Source organism: Nocardiopsis coralliicola, assembly GCF_054779695.1.
Genome location: NZ_BAAGXT010000030.1, coordinates 13,038 through 34,303, shown reverse-complemented (window position 1 = coordinate 34,303; position 21,266 = coordinate 13,038). Strand labels below are relative to the sequence as shown.

Below are 21,266 nucleotides of genomic sequence, written 5' to 3'. Positions count from 1 at the left end.
AATGCCCTCGCTTCCGGACGTGCGCGACGCTGTCCCTGCCTCCCCCTGCCGGGGTGTCGTTCCGTGCCTTCCCCTGCCGGGGTGTCGTTTGAGTCACTGCTGACACGTCCGTTTTCAGGGTAGATCCGGGGTCACGGCATTGAAAGGTCGGTTTTGCTATCGCTGCAGCTACACGAGGGCGACGGGTCCCGTGAGGTTTAGGGGGTGGGTATAAAAAGGCGCCGCCGCTCAGGGCGCGGTCCCGCCGGCCGGCTCCAGGCCGGCCCGGTGGAGCACGTACTCCGTCAGCGGCTGGTAGTCCTGAGCGCTGTATCCGTCGTCCAGAGGCACTGCCGCGTGCAGTTTTCCCTCTTCTTCGGCCACGAAGAGTGCGGGATCGTTGCAGTCGGCGAACCCCACCGCGGACACCCCGGCCTCCCCCGCGGCCCCGGCGAAACCGTGGTCGGCGATGACCAGCTGCGGCCAGGGCGCTCCGCGCTCGGCGAGGTCGGCGAGCGCCGCCTCCATCGCGTCCGGGTGGTGGCTGTGCCGCGGCGTGCCGTCGGCGTCGGCCACCATCCCGACGCCGCTGCGCCACTCCAGCCGGCGGCGGCCCGGAAGGTTGCCGGCCGACACCGAGTAGGTGAAGCCGGCGCCGCCGGTCACCACCGGGCAGCCGGCCGCGGCGAGCGCGTCCTTCCAGGCCCGGTAGGGGCCCTGCAGGTGGTCGGGGTGGCCGGTGGCGACCATGACCCGCTCCCGGCCGGCCGCGGCGCGGGCCATCCGGTCGGCGAGGGCCTCCAGGGCGTCGACGGTGAGGTCGGGGTCGATCGTGTCGACCCCGGAGGTGTGCGCCGGATCGGCGACGACACCGCACCGCTTCGCCATCAGGGCGAGGATGTCGTCGGCGGTGTACTCGCGCGCGAATGTCAGCCCGAACCGGTGGTAGGGGTCGTGCTCGGCGAGCCTCCGGTAGTGGCGCAGATTGCCCTGGCGCGGCGTGTTCACGTGCCCGGCGATCCCGGTGCGCACGAGGTGCGTCACGAGCTCGCCCCGTGCGGGCGGCGTCACCGTTCGACTCCCCTTTCCCGGCCGTTCGGCCGCTCGTGATCCGCCTACCCCCGCGCGCGGCGAAGCAACACCGGCGCCGATAACGATCCCGGCACCGGCCTCCGGCCGGCTGCCCGGGCTGCACGGCCGGGCGGCCGGCGGGCCGGCCCGCCGGCGCGGCTCACAGCGTCGGGTCGATGCCCTGGCTGGGGAAGACCGCGCGGCGGGTGGCCTGGATCGCCTGGTCCACCGGGTCCGCGGGGTCGAAGCCGTCCTCGAACGGGGTGAACTCCGCGGTGCGCCCGTCGGTCATGTACAGCGGCGGGACGTCGGCGGTGCGCTCGCGCACGAACCGCCGCCACTCCTCCGGGGTGGCGGCCTCCGGGTCGAGCTCCACGCCGGAGGCCTCGGCCAGCAGGTGGGTCCAGGCGCGCGGCACGACCTGCACCAGCTCGTAGCCGCCGCCGCCGAGCACCACCCAGCGGCCGCCCGCGGTCTCCTGGGCGAGGCGGTGCAGCGCGCGGTAGGTGCGGCGCTGGCCGTCCAGCGAGAGCATGAGGTTGGCCAGCGGGTCGAGCGCGTGCGCGTCGGCACCGTGCTGGGTGACCAGCACCTCCGGCTGGAACTCGCGGAGCAGCGGCGGCACCGTCGCGTCGAAGGCGCGCAGCCAGCGCGCGTCGTCGGTGCCGGCGGGCAGCGCCACGTTCACCGAGTAGCCCTCGGCGCCGGGACCGCCCGTCTCGGCGGGCCGGCCGGTGCCGGGGAAGAGGGTGAGCGGCGACTCGTGCAGGCTGATCGTCATGACCCGCGGGTCGTCGTAGAACATCGCCTGGACGCCGTCGCCGTGGTGCACGTCGACGTCGACGTAGGCCACCCGCTTGGCGCCCTGCTCCAGCAGCCAGGCGATCGCCATGGACGCGTCGTTGTAGACGCAGAAGCCCCAGGCGTGGCCGGGCATGGCGTGGTGCAGCCCGCCGGCGATGTTCGCGGCGTGCACGGCGTCGCCGCTCCATACGGCGCGCGCTGCGGCGATGGAGGCACCGGAGATGAGCGACGCCGCCTCGTGCATCCGCGGGAACACCGGGTTGTCGGCGGTGCCGAGGTAGTGCGCGTCGTCGGGCTCCAGGGTCTGCCCGGCGCGCTTGACCGCCTCGATGTAGTCCGGGGTGTGGATGAGCTGCAGCTGCTCGTCGGTCGCCGGCTCGACGGGGGCGAATTCGAGGGCGGGAGCGCCGAACACGCCGAGCTCGCGGGCGAGCGCCATGGTCAACTCGACCCGGACCGGGTTGAGCGGGTGCTCGGGGCCGAAGTCGTAGGTGGTCAGCGCGTCGTCCCAGGCGACGTGGAGCGAGCAGGCCATGGGTACTCCCGAGGGGCGGGCCCCGGCTCTCACCGGTCCGGGGCGGGGTCCGTATGAACTCAAGCACACCGGGCCGCGGGCCGGTGCGGGCGGGGCGGCGGTTGCGCGCGGCGGCGCCCTCAGCCGTCCGACAGGCTGCGGCTGCGGTCCCGCGCGGCCTCGATGGCGTCGGTGAACGCGGTGCGCACGCCGTGCCGCTCCAGTTCGCGGACGGCGGCCGCGGTGGTGCCGCCGGGCGAGGTGACGGCCTCGCGGAGCACCACCGGGTGCTCACCGCCGTTGAGCATGGCGGAGGCGCCGATGATGGTCTGGTCCACGAGCCGCTGCGCGGTGGCGCGCGGCATCCCCATCGCGACGCCGGCCTCGATCATGGTCTCGGCGATGAAGTAGAAGTAGGCCGGCCCGCTGCCGGAGATGGCGGTGGCGGTGTCCATGTGCCGCTCGTCGGTGACGACCACGTCGCCGACGGCGCTGAGCAGCTGCTCGGCGTGGGCGAGCTGGTCCGGGGTGGTGCCGCGGCCGCCGGTGAGGACGGTCATGCCCTTGCCGGCGAGGGCGGGCGTGTTCGGCATGGCGCGGACCACGGCGGCGCCGTCCCCGAGGTGCTTCTCCAGGACGGAGGTGGTGATCCCGGCGGCGACGGAGACGACGAGCGCGTCCGCGGCCAGGTGCGGGGCGATGGCGTCGAGGAGGTCGACCATGTCCTGCGGCTTGACGGCGAGCACCACGGTTCCGGCGCCCGCGGCGGCCTCGGCCGCCGGCAGCGTCGCCACGCCGTAGCGCTCGCGGAGCTCCGCGGCGTGGTCCGCGCGCGGCTCCGTGACGGCGACGTCGGCCGGGTCGTGCCCGGTGGCCAGCAGTCCGGCGAGGAGGGCTTCGCCCATTTTCCCTGCGCCGATGATCGCGATCATGGTCTCACCCTTTCCGGTCCCTCCACGGTATCCGCCCGGCGCCCTCTCCGGGGCGGCGAGCAGCAGCGATGTCCGCCGCGGTACGGAGCCCGCCGGATCGGGGGCGCTCGGCGGCGGGCGGCGGCGGGGCGCCGGTCAGTCGTCTTCGCGGGCCGTGCCGCCGGGGTCGACGGCGAAGGTGCGCGGGGGCGGCGCGGCCGCGGTCCGGCGCAGCGCGGCGCGCTCGCGGCGGTCGGCGCGGGCGGGCGGGCCGACGAAGTTCAGCCGGGTGAAGGCGAGCGCCTCGGCCAGGTCCAGCTTGCGGGCCTCGCGGTCGGCGGCCTTGCGGGTGTTGACCTCCAGCACGAGCTGCCCGCTGTAGCGGGTGCGCGCGAGGTGTTCCAGCAGCTCGGCCACCGGCTGTCCGCCGCGGCCGGGGATCAGGTGCTCGTCGAAGTTCTGCCCGCCGACGCCGTCAGCCAGGTGCACGTGGGAGAGGCGGCCGCCGAGGCTGCGCGCCATGTCCATCGCGTCCGAGCGGGACATGGCGGTGTGCGACAGGTCCAGGGTGACGTCGGGGTAGTCCCGGTCCAGCGGGTTCCAGCTCGGCGCGTACGGCACCACCTCGCGGTCCCGCATGTGCACCGGGTACATGTTCTCGACGGCGAAGACCACGTCGGTCTCGTCCTGCATGCGCGCGATGCCGGTTTCGAAGTCGCGGGCGTACTCGCGCTGCCAGCGGAAGGCGGGGTGGACGACGATGGCCGTAGCGCCGACCTTCTCCGCCATCTCCTTGGAGCGGACGAGCTTCTCCCACGGATCCTTGCCCCACACGCGCTGCGTGAAGATCAGGCACGGCGAGTGGATCGCGGTGATCGGCACACCGTGGTAGTCGGAGAGGCGGCGGAGCATGTCCGGATCCTGACTCACCGGGTCGGTGGAGACCAGGACCTCGATGCCGTCGTAGCCGAGCTCGGCGGCGATCTCGAAGGCCGCCGGCGTCTTCTCCGGGTAGACCGAGGCGGTGGACAGGACCACGGGCGCGTCGGGGACGTCGATAGCGCTCACCCGAACAAGACTATGCGGTGCTGCGGCGCTGCCGCGGACGGCCGCGCCGCGCCGCGGGCGGCCCGCGCAGGGCTGCCCCAGGTCACTGTGGCCCGAAGGCGTTCCAGGGCGGTCCGGGACCGGTAGCGGCGGGCGCCCGCTGTGCCGCGCCGCCGCCCGGGGCCGGCCCCGGGCGGCGGCGCCGGGCCGGGGAAGGGCCGGCGGGGCTGCGGGGCGCATACGATCGCCGCATGCGCGCCGCACTCCCGGGGGCCGTGCCCAGCCCCAACATCTGGAACAGTCCCGCTGTCTACGAGCTGGAGAACCGGGCGGTCGACCCGGACGGCGCCCTCGCCGCCGCAATGGACCGGATCCAGCCGCTGGCCGGCGCGCACCTGCTCGATGTCGGCTGCGGCACCGGCTACCACCTGCCGGACTTCGCGGCCGCCGCGGACCGGGTCACCGGGGTCGAGCCGCACGCCGCCCTCGCCGCGGCGGCGCGGGCGCGCACCGCCGGCCTGGACCGGGTCGGCGTGCACACCGGTACCGCCCAGGACCTGCCGCTGCCCGACGCCTCGGTCGACGTCGCCCACGCCCGCTGGGCGTACTTCTTCGGCCCGGGCTGCGAGCCCGGGCTGGCCGAGCTCGCCCGGGTGCTGCGCCGCGGCGGCACCGCGTTCGTGATCGACAACGACGCGACCCGCAGCACCTTCGGCGGCTGGTTCCGCCGGTTCCTGCCGCGCTACGACCCGGCCGCGGTGGAGCGCTTCTGGGCGCGGCACGGCTTCACCCGGGTCCCGGTCGACATGCGCTGGCGGTTCGAGCGCCGCGCCGACCTGGAGGCGGTGGTGCGCATCGAGTTCCCGGCGCGGCTCGCCGACGCGATCACCGCCGAGCACACCGGCCTCGAGGTCGACTACGCCGTCAACCTCTGGTGGCGCCGCTACTAGGGCGTGTTGGGTGAACGGCGCCCGTCGCGAGCGGTGTCGGCGGTGCACCCGCCGCACGGCCGGCGAATGAGTCAGGGCGGGTTCTCCTGTCGAGGAGAGGAGAACGCCGCGAGGGGCGTCACCGGTCGTTGAAGGTGACCCCGCTGCCGTCGGAGGCGACCTCCACGCGGGACCGGACACCGCCGGCCGACTCGCAGTCGATCTTGTCCGAGGCCGACACCAGCTGGTAGCGGGACATGTCGCAGAGGACCTCGCCCTCGTCGGCGTGGAAGCGGAAGCGCTCCTCCACCGCGTCCCGGGAGACCGGCAGGCGGCCCGTCTCGTACTCCACCGAGCCCTCGTCGTCGGTGACCGTGACGGTGAACTCCGAGGAGTAGTCGTTGTAGACGGAGTCGCAGGTGGCCTCGGTGTCCTTGACCGGCTCGATCGCCTCGCAGCTCACCGACGAGTCCGGGTCGTACTCCAGGGAGAACATGTTGACGAAGCGGTTGATCTCCCACTCGACGGCCGCGGAGAAGTCGCCGCCGGACGGGGCCCGGCCCAGCTGGCTCTCGTCGAACTCGGGTTCGGCGGACGGAACCGCGCCGGTCCGGTAGTCCTTCTCCGGCTCGCTCGGGCTCTGCTCCTCTTCGGGCTCTTCGGAGGTGCCGGGCTCTTCGGAGGCGGCGCCCCGCCCGTCCGGGGGCGGACCCTCGCGGACCGGAGCGGGAATGGGGCCGCACGCGCTCGCAGCGGTCAGCGCGCCCGCACACGCGAGCGCGGTCAGGAAACGGCGCAGGGGACGGGGGGCGGTGAGTGGTGAGGGAACCACGGGGCATCCTTCGTCTGGCGGTCCGAGCGGGGCGGGAAGCACGGCACTGCCGTGGGCCGCTCCCTCACGGTAGGACTCCGAGATCGAGCACCGGGTTCCGGATTGCAGCAAATCGGACTCGTTCCGTCACGGGTGGGACCGGGGGTTCGGGGTGGCACCGGAGGGGCGCTCCTTTCCGGGCCGCCCGTTCGCCGCACCCCCGGCTGCTTCCTCCTCGGCCACCGGCTCCCCAAGCTGGCGGACCACTTCCCTGCTACTTCCCAGCTGCGCACCGCCCGGGCGCGCCCCTCGCGGCGTCCTCCGGCCGAGGAGGGGGAGATCGCCGCCCCGCCCCCGCACCGGCCGTGCGCCGGTGCACCGCCGGCCCGCCTGCGGTGCCCGTGCCCGGACCCGCGCAACGCGCCGCGGCGCGGCCCCCTGCCGTGGGGTGCCGCGCCGCGGGCCGGGCGGAAGGTGCGGGGAGGGTCAGACCTGGTCGGCTGCTCCGCCGCCGCCGAGCGCGGCGAGGACCCGCGCGCCGACCTCGTCCATGCCGCTCCGGTTGGGGTGCACCGGGGCCGCCGGGCGGCTCGGGAAGATGCCCTCGACCCACTTCTCACCGGAGGAGGCGCACATGTCGCGGCCGCGCTCCTCCACGTCGACGAAGACCGCCCCGGCCTCGGCCGCGCGGGTCTCCAGCTCGGCGTTGAGCGCGCTCTGGACCCCGTCCAGGTAGGCGGTGTCGCCCTCGGCGACGGGCACCTCCGGCCAGCAGCCGCCCTCGGCGGGCAGCAGCTGCAGGTAGCCCACGAGGGCGATGGTGGCGTCCGGGCTGCGCTCCTGGATGCCGGCCAGGACCTCGGCGACCTTGTCGCCGGTCTCCGGCACGCGGGCGGCCAGCTCGTCGTTGCCGTCCTCGTCGGTGAAGCTCTCCTTGCAGGGCTCCCCGCCGGGATCCGACACGCTCTCGGTGGCGCAGGTGAGGAAGATGTCGGCGAAGCCGAAGTCGTTTCCGCCGATGCCGACGGTCACCAGCGTGGTGTCCGGGGTGAGCGCGTCGAACTGGGCCGGGTTCTCCTGCCCGAGCGGCAGGCTCTGCGGCGCGGACATGTCGTCGGTGATCGCGCCGGAGCAGCTGACGTCGACCGCTTCGGCACCGAGCCCTTCGGCGACGCGCTGCACGTAGTTGTTGTCCGACCGCAGGCACATCAGCGGGTCCCCGCCCTGGGCGGGGATGAAGGGGCCGGCGGTGAAGGAGTCGCCGAGCGCGACGTAGCGGTCGGCGAGGTCGGTTGCAGTTGCCTCGTAGGCCGCTGCCGGCGCGGCGGAGAGCACGCCGGCCAGGCCGAGGGCGGCGGCTCCGGCGCCGGCGCGCAGCGCGGCGCGGCGGGCAGGGGCGGGGCGGACGGGGGGATGCGGGCGCACGCGGGTCTCCTCTGGTGCGGAAGGCGGCGGTAGGGGACGAACGGGAACCGCCGCTTCGAATGTGTCCAGTGGGCGGCGCAGGGTCAACGGACCCGGCCAGCTCCGGTCAGCAATGTTTCCACCACGTAGTGTAATCACTCGGGTTTCGGCTGTCCCGGATTCCCCACGGTGCGCCGGAGTCGTCCACAGGCAGCCAGGTCGTGTTCCGGGTGTCGTCACCGAGCGCTAGCGTGCGGGCATGGCGAAGAGCGCGAAAACCACCTTCCGGTGCGTCGAGTGCGGGTGGACCGCGCTGAAGTGGGTCGGCCGCTGCGGCGAGTGCCAGGCGTGGGGCACCGTCGAGGAAGCGGGCGCCCCGGCCGCGTCCGTGGCGCCGCTCCCGGTCACGGCAGCGGCCCGGCCGATCACCGAGATCGACGTGGAGGCGGCGCACGCCGCGCCCACCGGGCTGGACGAGCTCGACCGCGTCCTGGGCGGCGGCATCGTCCCCGGCGGCGTGCTGCTCATGGCCGGCGAGCCCGGGGTCGGCAAGTCCACGCTGCTCCTGGAGGTCGCCGCGCTGTGCGCCGAGGCCGGACCGGTGCTCTACGTCACCGGCGAGGAGTCCACCGGCCAGGTGCGGCTGCGCGCGGAGCGGCTCGGCGCCCTCTCCCCGAAGCTCTACCTGGCTGCGGAGACCACCGTCGGCGCGGTGGCCGCGCACGTGGACGCCATCGCGCCCGCACTGCTCATCGTGGACTCGGTGCAGACGCTGTCGGCACCGGACGTCACCGGCGTGCCCGGGGGCGTCACCCAGGTGCGCGAGGTCGCCGGAGCGCTGATCCGGATCGCCAAGGAGCGCGGCATCGCCACGGTGCTCGTCGGCCACGTCACCAAGGACGGCTCGATCGCGGGTCCGCGCATGCTGGAGCACCTGGTGGACGTGGTGCTCCAGTTCGAGGGCGACCGGCACTCGCAGCTGCGGATGCTGCGCGCGGTGAAGAACCGGTACGGCCCCACCGACGAGATCGGCTGCTTCGAGCTGGGCGAGTCCGGCATCATCGGCCTTCCCGACCCCAGCGGCCTGTTCCTCACCCGCCGCAGCGAGCCGGTGCCCGGTACCTGCGTCACGGTCACCCTGGAGGGCCGGCGGCCGCTCATCGCGGAGGTCCAGGCTCTGGTGGCGCCATCGCCGCTGCCGCAGCCGCGGCGTGCCACCTCCGGCCTGGACACGGCGCGGGTGAACATGGTGATGGCGGTGCTGGAGCGCCGCGCGGGCGTGCGGCTGGCCAACGCCGACGTGTTCGCCTCCACGGTGGGCGGCGTGCGCCTCGGTGAGCCGTCGGTGGACCTGGGTCTGGCGCTCGCGGTGGCCGGCTCGGCCAAGGACGCCGCACTGCCCCGCGGCATGATCGCGGTCGGCGAAGTCGGCCTGGCCGGGGAGGTGCGCGCCGTCGGCTCGGTGAACCGCCGCCTGATGGAGGCCCAGCGCCTCGGCTTCACCCGGGCCGTCGTCCCGCGCAACAGCGAGGAACCGGTCCCCGGCATCGAGGCCATCGGCGTCGACGACCTCTCCGAAGCCATCGCGCTCGCCCTGCCCGCCCGCCGCCGCAAGAAGTCCCCGCCCTCCGACGGCTAGGGGGTCCGCGGCGCCCCCGGCAGGCCCCGGCCGGGTCTTCCGTGCACACCCGGCGACGGCCCGGGGGCCGGCGGGCCGGGAAGCCGGGCGCCGCCGCTCTCCGAGCCTGCGGACGGCCGCTGCCCGCTCCGTCCTGCCGGCGGAGCACCCCGCCGATGCGCGTGGGCGGCCACCGCGCTGCGGCTCCCCCGCGAGCGGCAGCCGGGTTCCGGGCCGGGCGTCCGCCGCGCCCGGCATGCCGGGCGCGGCGGCGGGTCAGTTGAGGCGGAAGACGGACCGCTCGGTCTTTTCACCGGCGGCGTAGTCGCCCTTGGCGGTCACCACGTAGGTCCCGGGGCGCTTGGCCTCGGCACCGGAGTCGCGGCAGTCGTCCCAGGAGCGGCTGCGGTCCCAGGTGACCGTGTGCTCGGCCGGCACCCCGCGCTCCAGCTCGGTCTTCTCGGCGTCCTCGGCCTCGGCGCAGTCGCGGGTGGAGAACACCCGGTCATCGCCGGAGGTGATGCGCAGTTCCACGGTGTCCGGGCCGAGGTCGAGCGTGCAGGTCTGGTCGCCGGTGTTGACCGCCTTCAGCTCCAGCTTCGGCTTGCCGTCCCACGCGTAGTCGGCCTTGTCGGTGTCCACGGTGAGCACGATGTCGGACGGGCGGCACTCGTCGCTCGCCTTCTTCGGCTCCGGGTAGCCCTCGTCCCGGCCGGAGCCGCCCGAGTCGTCTTCGCCGCCGTCCTCGCCGCCGTCGCCGTCGCCGCCGGCCCCGCCTCCGCCGCCGGCCTCGCCGGACGCCTCCTCGGAGGGAGACGGACTTGCGCTCGGGCTGGGGTCGGGAGACGCTGACGGTGGCACACTGGAGGGAGCGTCCGCGGTCGGCGAGGCGGCGGGCGAGGAGCCCGCTGCGCCCGACGGATCGTCGTCGGAGGCCGACGGCCGGCACGCATACACGATCAACGTCACTATGGCCAGCAGGCCGACGAGGACGAAGACCCGACGCTTCCAATACGTCCCAGGGCTCACCGGTCCCGGGTGTCCAGCACTTGACGCCATGGGCGTAGTATTCCGGTTTCCGCCGCCCGGCACCTACTCAACCCGCCGTTCCGCGAGCACGATTGCGCATGATCCATAACCCTTATTCCACCCCCGTTCTGGCCTGGTTCGCGGCGAACGCGCGGGAACTGCCCTGGCGTGACCCTGATGCCAGCCCCTGGTCGATCCTGGTCAGCGAGATCATGCTGCAGCAGACACCGGTGGTGCGCGTGCTGCCCGCGTGGGAGGCGTGGATGGCCCGCTGGCCCGCGCCGGCCGACCTTGCCGCGGAGGCCCCCGGCGAGGCTGTGCGCATGTGGAACCGGCTGGGCTACCCCCGCCGCGCGCTGAACCTGCACGCGTGCGCCCGCGCGATCACTGAGCAGCACGGCGGCGCGGTGCCGTCCGAGCACGCGGAGCTCCGCGCCCTGCCCGGCATCGGCGACTACACTGCGGCCGCCGTCGCCGGTTTCGCGTTCGGGAAGCGGCACTCGATTCTGGACACGAATGTGCGCCGGGTTCTGGCCCGGGCGCACACCGGTGTCCAGTACCCGCCGAAGGCCCCCAGCCGCGCGGAATGGCGGCTCGCCGACGCGCTGCTGCCGGAGGATCCGGACACCGCGGTGCGGTGGGGCGCCGCCTCGATGGAGCTCGGCGCGCTTGTCTGCACCGCCCGCGCACCGGAATGCGGCGCCTGCCCGATCGCGCACCAGTGCGCCTGGCGCGCCGCGGGGCATCCGCCGCACCAGGGCCCGCCGCGGGTGGGCCAGAAGTACGCCGGCACCGACCGGCAGGTCCGCGGCCGCCTGCTCGCGGTCCTGCGGGACTCCGCCGGACCGGTCGCGAAGCCGGCGCTGGACGCGGTCTGGGACGAGCCGGTGCAGCGCGAGCGCGCACTGGACGCCCTGGTTGCCGACGGGCTCGTCGACCCGCTCGACGACGGCCGCTACGCCCTGCCCGGCTGACCGGCCTGCCGGCCCACCGACCCGCCGGTCCACCAACCCGCACGGCAGAGGCCGGACACAGCAGGCGGGGGCGGCCCCCTCTCGGGAGCCGCCCCCGCCACTGCGCGGAATGCGATCGGCGGACCGGCCGCGGTGCGGTGCGGCCGGGTCCTGCCGGTCAGTCCCCGGTGCCCGCCGCGGTCTCGACCTGCGGGGTCTCCAGCACCGCATCCGGCTTGGGCACACCGGTGAAGGTGAACTTCGCGTCGCTGCCCTCGCCCTCCACGTCGATCACCACGATCTGGCCGGGCTTGAGCTCGGCGTAGAGGATCTTCTCGGACAGCGCGTCCTCGATCTCCCGCTGGATCGTGCGGCGCAGCGGCCGCGCGCCCAGGACCGGGTCGTAGCCGCGCTCGGCGAGCGCCTTCTTCGCCTCCGGCCGCAGCTCCAGGCCCATGTCGCGGTCCTTGAGCCGGGTGTCGAGCGAGGCGATCATCAGGTCGACGATCTCGATGATCTCCTTCTCGGTCAGCTGGTGGAAGACGATGACGTCGTCGACGCGGTTGAGGAACTCGGGCCGGAAGTTCTGCTTGAGCTCTTCCTGGACCTTGGCCTTCATCCGGTCGTAGTTGGTCTTCTCGTCGTCCTCCTTGGCGAAGCCCATGGCCGCGCCCTTGGAGATGTCCCGGGTGCCGAGGTTGGTGGTCATGATGATGACCGTGTTCTTGAAGTCGACGTTGCGACCCTGGGCGTCGGTGAGCCGCCCTTCCTCCAGCACCTGGAGCAGCGAGTTGAAGATGTCGGTGTGGGCCTTCTCGATCTCGTCGAAGAGGACCACGGAGAACGGCTTGCGGCGCACCTTCTCGGTGAGCTGGCCGCCCTCCTCGTAGCCGACGTATCCGGGCGGCGAGCCGAAGAGCCGGGAGACCGTGTGCTTCTCCATGAACTCGGACATGTCCAGCTGGATCAGCGAGTCCTCGTCACCGAAGAGGAACTCGGCGAGCGTCTTGGACAGCTCGGTCTTACCGACACCGGACGGGCCGGCGAAGATGAACGAGCCGCCGGGCCGCTTCGGGTCCTTCAGGCCGGCGCGGGTGCGCCGGATCGCCTGGGAGAGCGCCTTGATGGCGTCCTCCTGGCCGATGACCCGCTTGTGCAGCTCGTCCTCCATGCGGAGCAGGCGGGAGCTCTCCTCCTCGCTCAGCTTCACCACCGGGATACCGGTGGAGGCGGCCAGGACCTCGGCGATGAGCTCCTCGTTCACCTCGGCGACGACGTCCATGTCGTCGGCCTTCCACTCCTTCTCCCGCTGGGCCTTGGAGTTGAGCAGCTGCTTCTCGTCGTCCCGCAGCGACGCCGCCTTCTCGAAGTCCTGCGCGTCGATCGCGGACTCCTTGTCGCGGCGCACGCCGGCGATCTTCTCGTCGAAGTCGCGCAGGTCCGGCGGCGCGGTCATGCGCCGGATGCGCATCCGCGAGCCGGCCTCGTCGATGAGGTCGATCGCCTTGTCCGGCAGGAACCGGTCGCTGATGTAGCGGTCGGCGAGCTGCGCGGAGGCCACCAGCGCGGAGTCGGTGATGGAGACGCGGTGGTGCGCCTCGTAGCGGTCCCGCAGCCCCTTGAGGATCTCGATGGTGTGGCCGATGCTCGGCTCGTCCACCTGGATCGGCTGGAAGCGGCGCTCGAGGGCGGCGTCCTTCTCCAGGTGCTTGCGGTACTCGTCCAGCGTCGTCGCGCCGATGGTCTGCAGCTCACCCCGGGCCAGCATGGGCTTCAGGATGGAAGCGGCGTCTATGGCACCTTCCGCCGCCCCCGCACCGACCAGCGTGTGCAGCTCGTCGATGAACAGGATGATGTCGCCGCGGGTGCGGATCTCCTTGAGCACCTTCTTGAGGCGCTCCTCGAAGTCGCCGCGGTAGCGGCTGCCGGCGACGAGCGCGCCCAGGTCGAGCGTGTAGAGCTGCTTGTCCTTCAGCGTCTCCGGGATCTCGCCCTTGACGATCTTCTGCGCGAGGCCCTCGACGACGGCGGTCTTGCCGACGCCGGGCTCGCCGATCAGGACCGGGTTGTTCTTGGTCCGGCGGGACAGGACCTGCATCACCCGCTCGATCTCGGAGTCGCGGCCGATCACCGGGTCGAGCTTGCTCTCCCGGGCGGCCTGCGTGAGGTTCCGGCCGAACTGGTCGAGCACGAGGGAGGTCGACGGCGTGGACTCCGAGGAGGCGCCGGCGGCCTGGGGCTCCTTGCCCTGGTAGCCGTGGAGCAGCTGGATGACCTGCTGGCGCACCCGGTTGAGGTCGGCGCCGAGCTTCACCAGCACCTGGGCGGCGACACCCTCGCCCTCGCGGATGAGGCCGAGCAGGATGTGCTCGGTGCCGATGTAGTTGTGGCCGAGCTGGAGCGCCTCGCGCAGGGACAGCTCGAGGACCTTCTTGGCCCGCGGCGTGAAGGGGATGTGGCCGGACGGGGCCTGCTGGCCCTGGCCGATGATCTCCTCCACCTGCTGGCGGACGGCTTCGAGGCTGATCCCGAGGCTCTCCAGTGCCTTCGCGGCGACGCCTTCGCCCTCGTGGATGAGGCCGAGCAGGATGTGCTCGGTGCCGATGTAGTTGTGGTTGAGCATCCTGGCCTCTTCCTGGGCCAGGACCACCACGCGCCGTGCGCGGTCGGTGAACCTCTCGAACATGTCGTCGCTCCTCACAGAGCGGTCAGGCAGGGACGGGAGTTCCGACCCTCACGCTTTTCCGCAATTCGGCCCTTCGGGGGGTGAAAGCCCTCGTCGGGCGCTGCCGCACCGGTCCACCGCACCGCCGGTGGTCCGGTGGTGCGGCGATCGCATCCCACATCGTCCGGTTGCCTCCGACTCCGTTGCCAGAGACTTTCCCCGACGATAGGGCGTTCACCCTCATCCAACTACCAATCGGGCCTTCAGTGTTCCGAGTACGCCGCAAGCGAACGGTCCGCGTGCCCCGTGCAATGTGGCGGGGCCGCGGACCGTGCATTCCTGCTTGCAATTTCACTCTGAGCGAACAGGCCGCGCTGCGCACAATCTGCGCGCGCCAGGCCCGGGGAACGCCGCGAAGAAGGGCCAAACCGCCGGGCCGTGCACCGGGAGGGGTAGGCGAGTGCCGGGAGCAAACGGCGGAAGGGGGAAGGGCGGGCCGGGCACCGCGCACGGCAGGCCGCGCTCAGCGAGCGTGGACGGCCTGCCGGCGCAGCGGCCGGCGCCGGCGCGGCGGCGGGCGGGCGGCCCCGGCGGCGCCGCCGGCGCCGGGCTCCCGCGTGCGCGGCAAGCGCGGCATCAGCGCTGCGCGGCCTCGTACTCGGCGACGATGGCGGCCGGGATACGGCCGCGCTCGTTGACCTGCTTGCCCTGCGCCTTGGCCCAGGCGCGGATCTCGGCGCTGCGCTCGCGGCTGGGCGCGCTCCGCTGCTGCTGCCGGCGGCCGCGGCCGCCCGACTTGGCCGGCGCCTTGCGGGCGGCCTTCACGTAGCGGTCCAGCACATCGCGCAGCTGCGAGGCGTTGTCGGTGCTGAGGTCGATTTCATAAGTGGTGCCGTCGACACCGAACGAAACGGTCTCGTCGGCCTCGCCACCGTCGAGATCGTCGACGAGAAGCACCTGAACCTTTTGTGCCATGGATGCGAACCTTTCAGCAGTAGGTGCGGCGCACCTGAATATAAAGCTAACCGAATGCGCGACGGAAGACAATTCTCGGCGCGGTGCATATCCGCCGCGGATCCGAACCGCGGTCGGCGCACCGGGCGCACGCACCCGGAGCGCGCCCTAAAGCACGCCGGATTAGCATCCGCAGGGGCCGCTCAATTGCCGTCGTCGTCACCGCCGCGCGGCGCGGAGCCGACCGTATCGGCCGCTCCGGAACCCTTCTCCCCACCCGAACCGTTCGCATCGGCTTCCGCCGCGTCCTCGCGCGCTTCGCTGACACGCCGTCCGTCTGACGTCCGCGGCGCCATCTCGTGGCGGAGCAGCTTCACGACGAAGGTGCAGAAGACCGCCGCGACAACAGCGGGCGGGATCAGCGCTGACAAAACATCACCCATCAGGCGCACACCCTTCCTTGTTGTTACTTTATGCAGCAATTACCCCACGGAGAGGGGCGGCGGCCCGCTGCGGTCGCCCCGAAGGGCGCCGTACCGGCGATCCGGCGAAACCCGCTGGATGCGGGTGGGGACTCCGACATCATAGACACCTTCGGCACCCGGATGGTCCGACCGAGGGGCGCAGATCCATTACGGCTCCAGTACGGCCCCGATAGTGTCCGCAGATTTGCGCCGGCACTCTAGTGGAAGCGAACCCGCACTGTCGCGGTGCCGCGTTGCGGCGGGGCCGCCGCACAGACCGCCGCATGTTCCCGATCCCCCTTAACCGCGGGCTTCCCAGAGGATTCCGCGCGCCGGTGCGGCGCGCGGAACGACCGACTTCTCCATGGCGTGGCTTCAGATTACCCGCGGCATTCCGGCAGCCCGACTCAGGTTGGCATATGCTGCGTCGCGGCATCGGGCGCAACGGCGCCCGCCCCCGCGCACCCCGCACCGGGGCCGAAGGCCGCCGCCCGCCGGCCGCGGCCGCCGAGGCGGAGTTCCTTCTCCGCGCGGGCTTCGGAAGTCGCTGGGAAGGACTCGCCCGTTGGAGTTCCGCGCGGACCTTCATATCCACTCCAAGCACTCGCGCGCCTGCAGCCGCGATTGCGACCTGGAACATCTCGCACTGTGGGCGGGCCGCAAGGGCATCGGCCTGGTCGGCACCGGTGATTTCACTCACCCCGCATGGCGGGCGGAGCTCGGAGAGAAGCTGGTTCCGGCCGAGGAGGGGCTGTTCCGGCTCGCGCCGGAAATCGAGCGGCCGGTGCTCGCCGCACTGCCGCCAGCCTGTCAGAAACCGCCGCGCTTCATGCTCTCGGTGGAGATCTCCACCATCTATAAGCGCGACGGTCGGACCCGAAAGGTCCACCATTTGCTCTACGCGCCGTCGTTTGCGGCGGCCGACGCCATCACCGCCGATTTGGCCCGGATCGGCAATCTCGCCTCGGACGGCCGACCGATCCTCGGACTGGACTCGCGGGATCTGCTGGAGATCACGCTCAACAGCGATCCGGGTTCCTATCTCGTTCCGGCACACGTGTGGACGCCGTGGTTCGCCGTGCTCGGCTCGAAATCCGGCTTCGACCGGGTGGCCGACTGCTACGCCGATCTCGCCGAGCACGTGTTCGCGATCGAGACCGGGCTGTCGAGTGATCCCGCGATGAACTGGACGGTGTCCTCCCTCGACCGCTACACCCAGGTGAGCAACTCCGACGCGCATTCCCCGCCGATGCTGGCGCGCGAGGCCACCCGGTTCACCGCGGAACTGGGATTCACGCCGATCCGCCGGGCACTGGAGACCGGGCACGGTTTCGCCGGAACGCTGGAGTTCTTTCCGGAACACGGGAAATACCACACCGATGGGCACCGGGCCTGCGATGTCCGGTGCGACCCGGATGCCACCCGCGCCGCGGGCGGCCGCTGCCCGGTCTGCGGCCGCCCGCTGACCGTGGGCACCGCACACCGCGTCTCCGACCTCGCCGACCGGCCGTCCGGGTACCGCCCGCCGGGCCGGGCGGGCTTCGTCAACCTGGTGCCGCTCCCGGAGATCGTGTCCGAGATCGCCGGCGTCGGGCCGAAGAGCAAGCGGGTGCAGGCCGAATGCCAGCGGCTCGCCGGCGCGCTCGGCCCCGAGCTGGAGATCCTGCTCGACCTGCCCGAAGCCGAGGTCCGCGCCGCAGGCGGCGAACTGCTCGGCGAGGCGGTGGCCCGGCTGCGCCGCGGCGAAGTGCGCCGCGACGCCGGCTTCGACGGCGTGTACGGCACCATCCGCATGTTCGATCCGGAGGAGATCTCGGCGCCCTCCCGCGGCACCCCGCTCTTCGACCTCCCCGCACCCTCGGCCCCCCGGCCCGGGCCCGGGCCGGACAGCCCCGCTTCCGCTCCCGCCCGCAGCGCTCCCCCGAGCGCGCCGGAGCCCCTCTTCCGGCCGGATGGCGGGCCCGGCGCCGGCGGACCGCCTGCGGGCGGTCCGGCCGACGGGCCCTCGGCCAGCGCACAGGGCGCAGGCGGCCCTGCCCTGCCGTCCGCGGCGGCCGGGACCGCTTCCGATCCCGCTGACGGGACCGGCGGCGCCGGCCCCGCCGAGCCACCGGGGGACGGTCCGGACGCTGCGCCCGAGGCGGAGGCCGGCGGGGCGGAGCCCCCGCTGTTCGCCGATGCTCCGGCGGCCTCCCCTGCGCCGCGGCTGCTGGACGGGCTCGACCCGGAGCAGCGCGCTGCCGCCTCCGCGCCCGGCGGCCCGCTGCTCGTGGTGGCCGGCCCCGGCACGGGCAAGACCCGCACGCTCACCCGCCGCATCGCGCACCTGGAGGCCGAGCGCGGTGTGCCCGCAGAGCAGTTCCTTGCGCTCACCTTCACCCGGAAGGCCGCCGGCGAGCTGCGCGAGCGGTTGGCGGAGCTGCTCGGCGGCGCGGCGGAGCGCATCACCGCCACCACCTTCCACGGCCTCGGCCTGCTGCTCCTCCGCGAGCTGCACGCGCGTGCCGGGCTCAGCGCCGGCTTCGGGGTCGCCGGAACCGACCGCGCACTCGCGGTGGCCGCGGAGGCGACCGGCTCCGCGGCCGAGGCGCGCAAGCTCCTTGACGCGCGCGGGCGACCGCGCGGCGGCGGGGCGGCGCCCGACACCGAGGAGCGCTACACCGCGCGCCTGCGCGAGCTCGACCTGGTGGACTTCGCCGACCTCGTCCGGCTGCCCGTGGAGCTGCTGGCGGCCGACACCGCACTCACCGCGCACTACCGGCAGCGCTGGCCGTGGGTCAGCGTGGACGAGTTCCAGGACGTCGACGCCGACCAGTACGCGCTGCTGCGCCTGCTGAGCGGGCCGGACGGCAACCTCACCGCGATCGGCGACCCCGACCAGGCGATCTACGCCTTCCGCGGGTCCGACGTCGGCTTCTTCCTGGAGTTCGCCCGGGACCGGCCGGCCGCCGCCGAGGTGCGGCTGACCCGCAACTACCGGTCCAACGCGGCGATCGTGGATGCGGCGATCGCGGCCATCGCACCGTCGTCGCTGGTGCCGGGACGCGCGCTGCGCGCGGTGGGCGACTTCACCGACCCGCCGCGGATCGGCCTGCACGCGGCGGCTGACCCGCGCGGCGAGGCGGCGTTCGTCGCGCGCTCGATCGACCGGCTCCTCGGCGGCACGTCGCACCACTCACTGGACAGCGGCCGGGTCACCGGCGCCGAGGCCGGCCTGGCCCCCGACTGCGGCGGTGCGCCCCTGTCGTTCGCCGACTTCGCCGTGCTGTACCGGACCTCGGCCCAGGCCGAGGCGGTGGCCGCGGCGCTCGATGCGTCCGGGGTGCCCTACGCGAAGCGCACGCACGACCGGCTCGCCGACCGCCCCGGGGTGCGGGCGCTCGCCGCGGAGCTGCCGATGGTGCCCGGGCGGGACGCGGCGGCCCGGGTCGATGCCGCCGTCCAGCGGCTGATCGCGCGTGCTCCCCGGGCCGGATCGGGAGGCGGCGCCGACTCCGGCGACGGCAGCGGGGCCGGCGCGGACCGCGTTGCGCTGCGCACTGCCGCCGCGCTGGTGCGCCCGCTGGCCGAGCGGTGCGGCGCCGATCTCGACGCGTTCCTCGCCGAACTGGCGCTGGGGGCCGAGGTGGAGGGGCTCGATCCGCGCGCTGACCGCGTCGCGCTGCTCACGCTGCACGCGGCGAAGGGCCTGGAGTTCCCGGTCGTCTTCCTAGTCGGCTGCGACGACGGCACGCTGCCGTTCCGGTTGCCGGGCGCCGACGCGGCCGACGGTGCGCGCGCACAGGAGGAGCGGCGCCTGTTCTTCGTCGGGATGACGCGTGCCCAGGACCGGCTGTACCTGTCCCGCCCGGCGCGCCGCGGCCCCGACGGCGGCCGCGACCGCGCCCCGTCGCCCTTCCTGGCCGACCTGCCGGCCGAGCTGACCATGCCGGTCGACGCCGATTCCGCCGCCCGCCGCCGCCCGAAGGACCGCCAGCTGCGGCTCATCTGAGCGCGTCCGGACTCGGCGATCGGCTGCGGCAGCGGCCCCGCTCGGACACTGCTGCGGATGCCCGCGTCGGCGGGCCGGCCCGGCCGGGTTCCGGGGGCTGCGGGGCGTCCGGCGCCGGCGGCGCACTGACCGTGCGCGGAGCCGCCGTGGAAGCGACGCCGGGGGCACCGAGCCGCCCTCCGGTGCTCGGCAGCTCGGGCTGCCGCCGCCCTTGCCGCCTCCGCCCGCCCCCGTCCGCGCACCGATGCTCCCGCGGCGGCCGGCCGTCCTCCGGGCGCCGCGGGAGCGTACTGCTGCCCTGCCTTCTCCGCCTACTCCCAGCGGAAGAAGAGGCGGGCGACGGCCGGGCCGGCCAGGGCCGCGATCGCGAGCACGGCGACCGGGGCCGCGGCGATCGAGCCGTCGGTCCAGGACCCCTCGACGAGGCTCACCATGGCACCGAACGGCAGATGCTCCCCGATCGCACCGAGCCAGTCCGGCAGGTTGTCGGTCGGTGTGACGCCGCCGCCGATCCCCATCGTCGCGAAGAACAGGACCATGCCCGCGCCGAGCGCCTCGCCGTAGGTCCGGGCGAAGGACGCGATGACCAGTCCGATGCCGTACATCGCCGCGATTCCGAGCAGGATCGCGCCCGCGGTGAGCAGCGGTGCGGCCGGCATCCGCACGTCGAAGACGAGCGCGAACACGGTGAGCGCGAGCGCGGTGCCGATCAGGGCCTGCACTGCGTTGACGGCCAGCTGCACCCCGAGCATCCGGCCGGGGCCGACCGGGGTGACCGAGAGCCGCCGCAGCACACCGGTCTGCCGGTAGGCCACCATCGTGACCGGCATGTTGAGCAGGCCGATCATGGCGGCGATCATCGTCACGGCGGAGGGGATGAGGAACAGCTCCATCGCCGACATGCCGCCCTCCCCGGGGATGGGCCCGTCGGCCGTTCCGGTCATCCCGAGGATCAGCATCAGCCCGACCGGCATCGCGATCGGGACCAGCAGATCGGGCAGGTTGCGGGTGAGCAGCCGCGCCTCGGAGGCGGCCAGCCTGCCGGTGGCGCGCAGCGCCCCCGCCGCGCCGAGCGACGGAGCGGGGCCGGCATCTGCGGGTGCCGGGCGGGTTGCGGTGGTCATGCGGCCTCCTTCGTGCTGCTGCCTGCGGTGGCGCCGTCCGCGGCGCCGTGCTCCCGGGTGAGCGCGAGGAAGACGTCGTCCAGCCCGGAGCGCTCGGCTACGAGTTCGGTGACGGCGGCGCCGTGCCGGTGTACCGCGCGGCCCACTTCGGCGGCGAGCGGTCCGTGCCGGCCACCGCTGCCCTCCACCGACACCGCGCCGCCGTCCTCGCGGTGTACCGCTCCCACGGCCGGCAGCGCACTCAGCGCGGCCACCAGGGCGTCATCCACCGGGGCGTCGACGCGGAGCCGGACCCGCTCGCCCACCCCCGCCTGGCCGACGAGCTCGGCCGGGGTGCCGAGCGCCGCCACGCGGCCGCGGTCGATCACCGCGATCCGGTCGCAGAGCCGCTCGGCCTCCTCCATGAAGTGGGTGACCAGGACGACCGTGACGCCGGTGTCGCGGACCGCTTCGATCAGCGCCCAGGTCTCCCGGCGCGACTGCGGGTCGAGTCCGGTGGTGAGCTCGTCGAGCACGGCGATCTGCGGCTGGCCGACCAGCGCCAGCGCGATGGAGAGCCGCTGCTGCTGGCCGCCGGACAGGTTCTCGAACGCGGTGTCCCGGCTGCCTTCCAGCCCGAGGTCGCCGAGGAGCCGGTCGGGGTCGGCGGGATCGGCGTAGAACGCGGCGAACAGCTCCACGGCCTCGCCGGCGCGCATCTTGTCCGGCAGCCGGCTCTCCTGCAGCTGGGCGCCGAGGACCGCCCGGACGGCGCCGCGGTCCCGGACCGGGTCGTAGCCGAGTACGGCGACCTCGCCGGAGTCCGGCCGGCGCAGGCCGGAGAGGCATTCGACGGTGGTGCTCTTGCCGGCGCCGTTCGGGCCGAGGATGCCGAAGATCTCGCCGCGCTCCACGGTGAAGCCGACGTCGTCGACGGCGACGGTGCTCCCGTAGCGCTTGCGGAGCCGGTGGACATCGATGACGGACATGCGGGCTCACCCCTCTCGGTTGGGGGATTG

The 21,266-nt window shown here is 73.6% G+C and carries 16 protein-coding genes; 4 read left to right on the top strand and 12 right to left on the bottom strand.

All coding sequences use genetic code 11. The features are described 5' to 3' along the window. Window positions 1–228 precede the first annotated feature (228 nt). From ACYVGT_RS19305 to ACYVGT_RS19290, 4 genes are all read right to left on the bottom strand, one after another. Complete coding sequence (locus ACYVGT_RS19305) at window positions 229–1,050, bottom strand: phosphatase (RefSeq protein ID WP_460860360.1); 822 nt, start codon at window positions 1,048–1,050, stop codon at window positions 229–231. A 160-nt stretch (window positions 1,051–1,210) separates the two neighbouring features. Next, on the bottom strand, window positions 1,211–2,389 hold the full coding sequence (locus ACYVGT_RS19300; protein ID WP_460860358.1) for an acetoin utilization protein AcuC: 1,179 nt from the start codon (window positions 2,387–2,389) through the stop codon (window positions 1,211–1,213). A gap of 119 nt (window positions 2,390–2,508) precedes the next feature. Beyond that, window positions 2,509–3,300, bottom strand: coding sequence for a pyrroline-5-carboxylate reductase (gene proC / locus ACYVGT_RS19295; protein ID WP_460860357.1), 792 nt, complete (start codon window positions 3,298–3,300; stop codon window positions 2,509–2,511). Between the two features lie 135 nt (window positions 3,301–3,435). Then, entirely contained in the window at window positions 3,436–4,347 is a 912-nt protein-coding gene (locus tag ACYVGT_RS19290; protein ID WP_460860355.1) for a sugar phosphate isomerase/epimerase family protein, read from the bottom strand. 230 nt (window positions 4,348–4,577) lie between these two features. On the opposite strand from ACYVGT_RS19290, the gene ACYVGT_RS19285 reads away from it, so the two are divergent. After that, entirely contained in the window at window positions 4,578–5,276 is a 699-nt protein-coding gene (locus ACYVGT_RS19285; protein ID WP_460860351.1) for a class I SAM-dependent methyltransferase, read from the top strand. 118 nt (window positions 5,277–5,394) lie between these two features. Here ACYVGT_RS19285 and ACYVGT_RS19280 read toward each other — a convergent pair whose 3' ends face one another. Both ACYVGT_RS19280 and ACYVGT_RS19275 read right to left on the bottom strand, forming a co-directional pair. Then, window positions 5,395–6,087 carry a hypothetical protein gene (locus ACYVGT_RS19280; RefSeq protein WP_460860349.1) on the bottom strand — a complete coding sequence of 231 codons (693 nt, stop codon included), beginning with the start codon at window positions 6,085–6,087 and terminating at the stop codon, window positions 5,395–5,397. 465 nt (window positions 6,088–6,552) lie between these two features. Next, window positions 6,553–7,491 (bottom strand): SGNH/GDSL hydrolase family protein, encoded by a 939-nt coding sequence (locus ACYVGT_RS19275; RefSeq protein WP_460860347.1) that lies wholly within the window; start codon window positions 7,489–7,491, stop codon window positions 6,553–6,555. Window positions 7,492–7,729: 238 nt separating this feature from the next. Between ACYVGT_RS19275 and radA the strand changes: the two genes are divergently transcribed. After that, window positions 7,730–9,109, top strand: coding sequence for a DNA repair protein RadA (gene radA / locus ACYVGT_RS19270; RefSeq protein WP_460860344.1), 1,380 nt, complete (start codon window positions 7,730–7,732; stop codon window positions 9,107–9,109). 255 nt (window positions 9,110–9,364) lie between these two features. Here the strand turns inward: radA and ACYVGT_RS19265 are convergent, their stop codons facing one another. Further along, window positions 9,365–10,117 (bottom strand): hypothetical protein, encoded by a 753-nt coding sequence (locus tag ACYVGT_RS19265; protein ID WP_460860340.1) that lies wholly within the window; start codon window positions 10,115–10,117, stop codon window positions 9,365–9,367. A gap of 98 nt (window positions 10,118–10,215) precedes the next feature. On the opposite strand from ACYVGT_RS19265, the gene ACYVGT_RS19260 reads away from it, so the two are divergent. Then, window positions 10,216–11,091, top strand: a complete 876-nt coding sequence (locus ACYVGT_RS19260) for an HhH-GPD family protein (protein ID WP_460860336.1) — start codon at window positions 10,216–10,218, stop codon at window positions 11,089–11,091. Between the two features lie 157 nt (window positions 11,092–11,248). Here the strand turns inward: ACYVGT_RS19260 and ACYVGT_RS19255 are convergent, their stop codons facing one another. From ACYVGT_RS19255 to ACYVGT_RS19245, 3 genes are all read right to left on the bottom strand, one after another. Beyond that, on the bottom strand, window positions 11,249–13,756 hold the full coding sequence (locus ACYVGT_RS19255; RefSeq protein WP_460860333.1) for an ATP-dependent Clp protease ATP-binding subunit: 2,508 nt from the start codon (window positions 13,754–13,756) through the stop codon (window positions 11,249–11,251). Between the two features lie 615 nt (window positions 13,757–14,371). Next, window positions 14,372–14,710, bottom strand: coding sequence for a histone-like nucleoid-structuring protein Lsr2 (locus ACYVGT_RS19250; protein ID WP_460860331.1), 339 nt, complete (start codon window positions 14,708–14,710; stop codon window positions 14,372–14,374). Window positions 14,711–14,892: 182 nt separating this feature from the next. Then, window positions 14,893–15,132, bottom strand: coding sequence for a hypothetical protein (locus ACYVGT_RS19245; RefSeq protein WP_460860431.1), 240 nt, complete (start codon window positions 15,130–15,132; stop codon window positions 14,893–14,895). A 586-nt stretch (window positions 15,133–15,718) separates the two neighbouring features. Here ACYVGT_RS19245 and ACYVGT_RS19240 point away from each other — a divergent pair. Beyond that, window positions 15,719–19,144 (top strand): UvrD-helicase domain-containing protein, encoded by a 3,426-nt coding sequence (locus tag ACYVGT_RS19240; protein WP_460860329.1) that lies wholly within the window; start codon window positions 15,719–15,721, stop codon window positions 19,142–19,144. A gap of 311 nt (window positions 19,145–19,455) precedes the next feature. Here the strand turns inward: ACYVGT_RS19240 and ACYVGT_RS19235 are convergent, their stop codons facing one another. Together ACYVGT_RS19235 and ACYVGT_RS19230 are read right to left on the bottom strand one after the other, a co-directional pair. Continuing rightward, on the bottom strand, window positions 19,456–20,268 hold the full coding sequence (locus tag ACYVGT_RS19235; RefSeq protein ID WP_460860327.1) for an ABC transporter permease: 813 nt from the start codon (window positions 20,266–20,268) through the stop codon (window positions 19,456–19,458). Next, window positions 20,265–21,236: an ABC transporter ATP-binding protein gene (locus tag ACYVGT_RS19230; RefSeq protein WP_460860324.1), complete on the bottom strand. Its 972-nt coding sequence runs from the start codon at window positions 21,234–21,236 to the stop codon at window positions 20,265–20,267. Before ACYVGT_RS19230 ends, ACYVGT_RS19235 begins: the two co-directional genes overlap by 4 nt. Between the last annotated feature and the right edge of the window lie 30 nt (window positions 21,237–21,266).

What these genes read in the sequence shown, in the direction of transcription:
- ACYVGT_RS19300 (WP_460860358.1), bottom strand. Translation starts at nt 2,389, where the DNA reads ATGGCCTGCTCGCTCCACGTCGCCTGGGACGACGCGCTGACCACCTAC.
- proC (WP_460860357.1), bottom strand. Translation starts at nt 3,300, where the DNA reads ATGATCGCGATCATCGGCGCAGGGAAAATGGGCGAAGCCCTCCTCGCC.
- ACYVGT_RS19285 (WP_460860351.1), top strand. Translation starts at nt 4,578, where the DNA reads ATGCGCGCCGCACTCCCGGGGGCCGTGCCCAGCCCCAACATCTGGAAC.
- radA (WP_460860344.1), top strand. Translation starts at nt 7,730, where the DNA reads ATGGCGAAGAGCGCGAAAACCACCTTCCGGTGCGTCGAGTGCGGGTGG.
- ACYVGT_RS19260 (WP_460860336.1), top strand. Translation starts at nt 10,216, where the DNA reads ATGATCCATAACCCTTATTCCACCCCCGTTCTGGCCTGGTTCGCGGCG.
- ACYVGT_RS19255 (WP_460860333.1), bottom strand. Translation starts at nt 13,756, where the DNA reads ATGTTCGAGAGGTTCACCGACCGCGCACGGCGCGTGGTGGTCCTGGCC.
- ACYVGT_RS19250 (WP_460860331.1), bottom strand. Translation starts at nt 14,710, where the DNA reads ATGGCACAAAAGGTTCAGGTGCTTCTCGTCGACGATCTCGACGGTGGC.
- ACYVGT_RS19245 (WP_460860431.1), bottom strand. Translation starts at nt 15,132, where the DNA reads ATGGGTGATGTTTTGTCAGCGCTGATCCCGCCCGCTGTTGTCGCGGCG.
- ACYVGT_RS19235 (WP_460860327.1), bottom strand. Translation starts at nt 20,268, where the DNA reads ATGACCACCGCAACCCGCCCGGCACCCGCAGATGCCGGCCCCGCTCCG.
- ACYVGT_RS19230 (WP_460860324.1), bottom strand. Translation starts at nt 21,236, where the DNA reads ATGTCCGTCATCGATGTCCACCGGCTCCGCAAGCGCTACGGGAGCACC.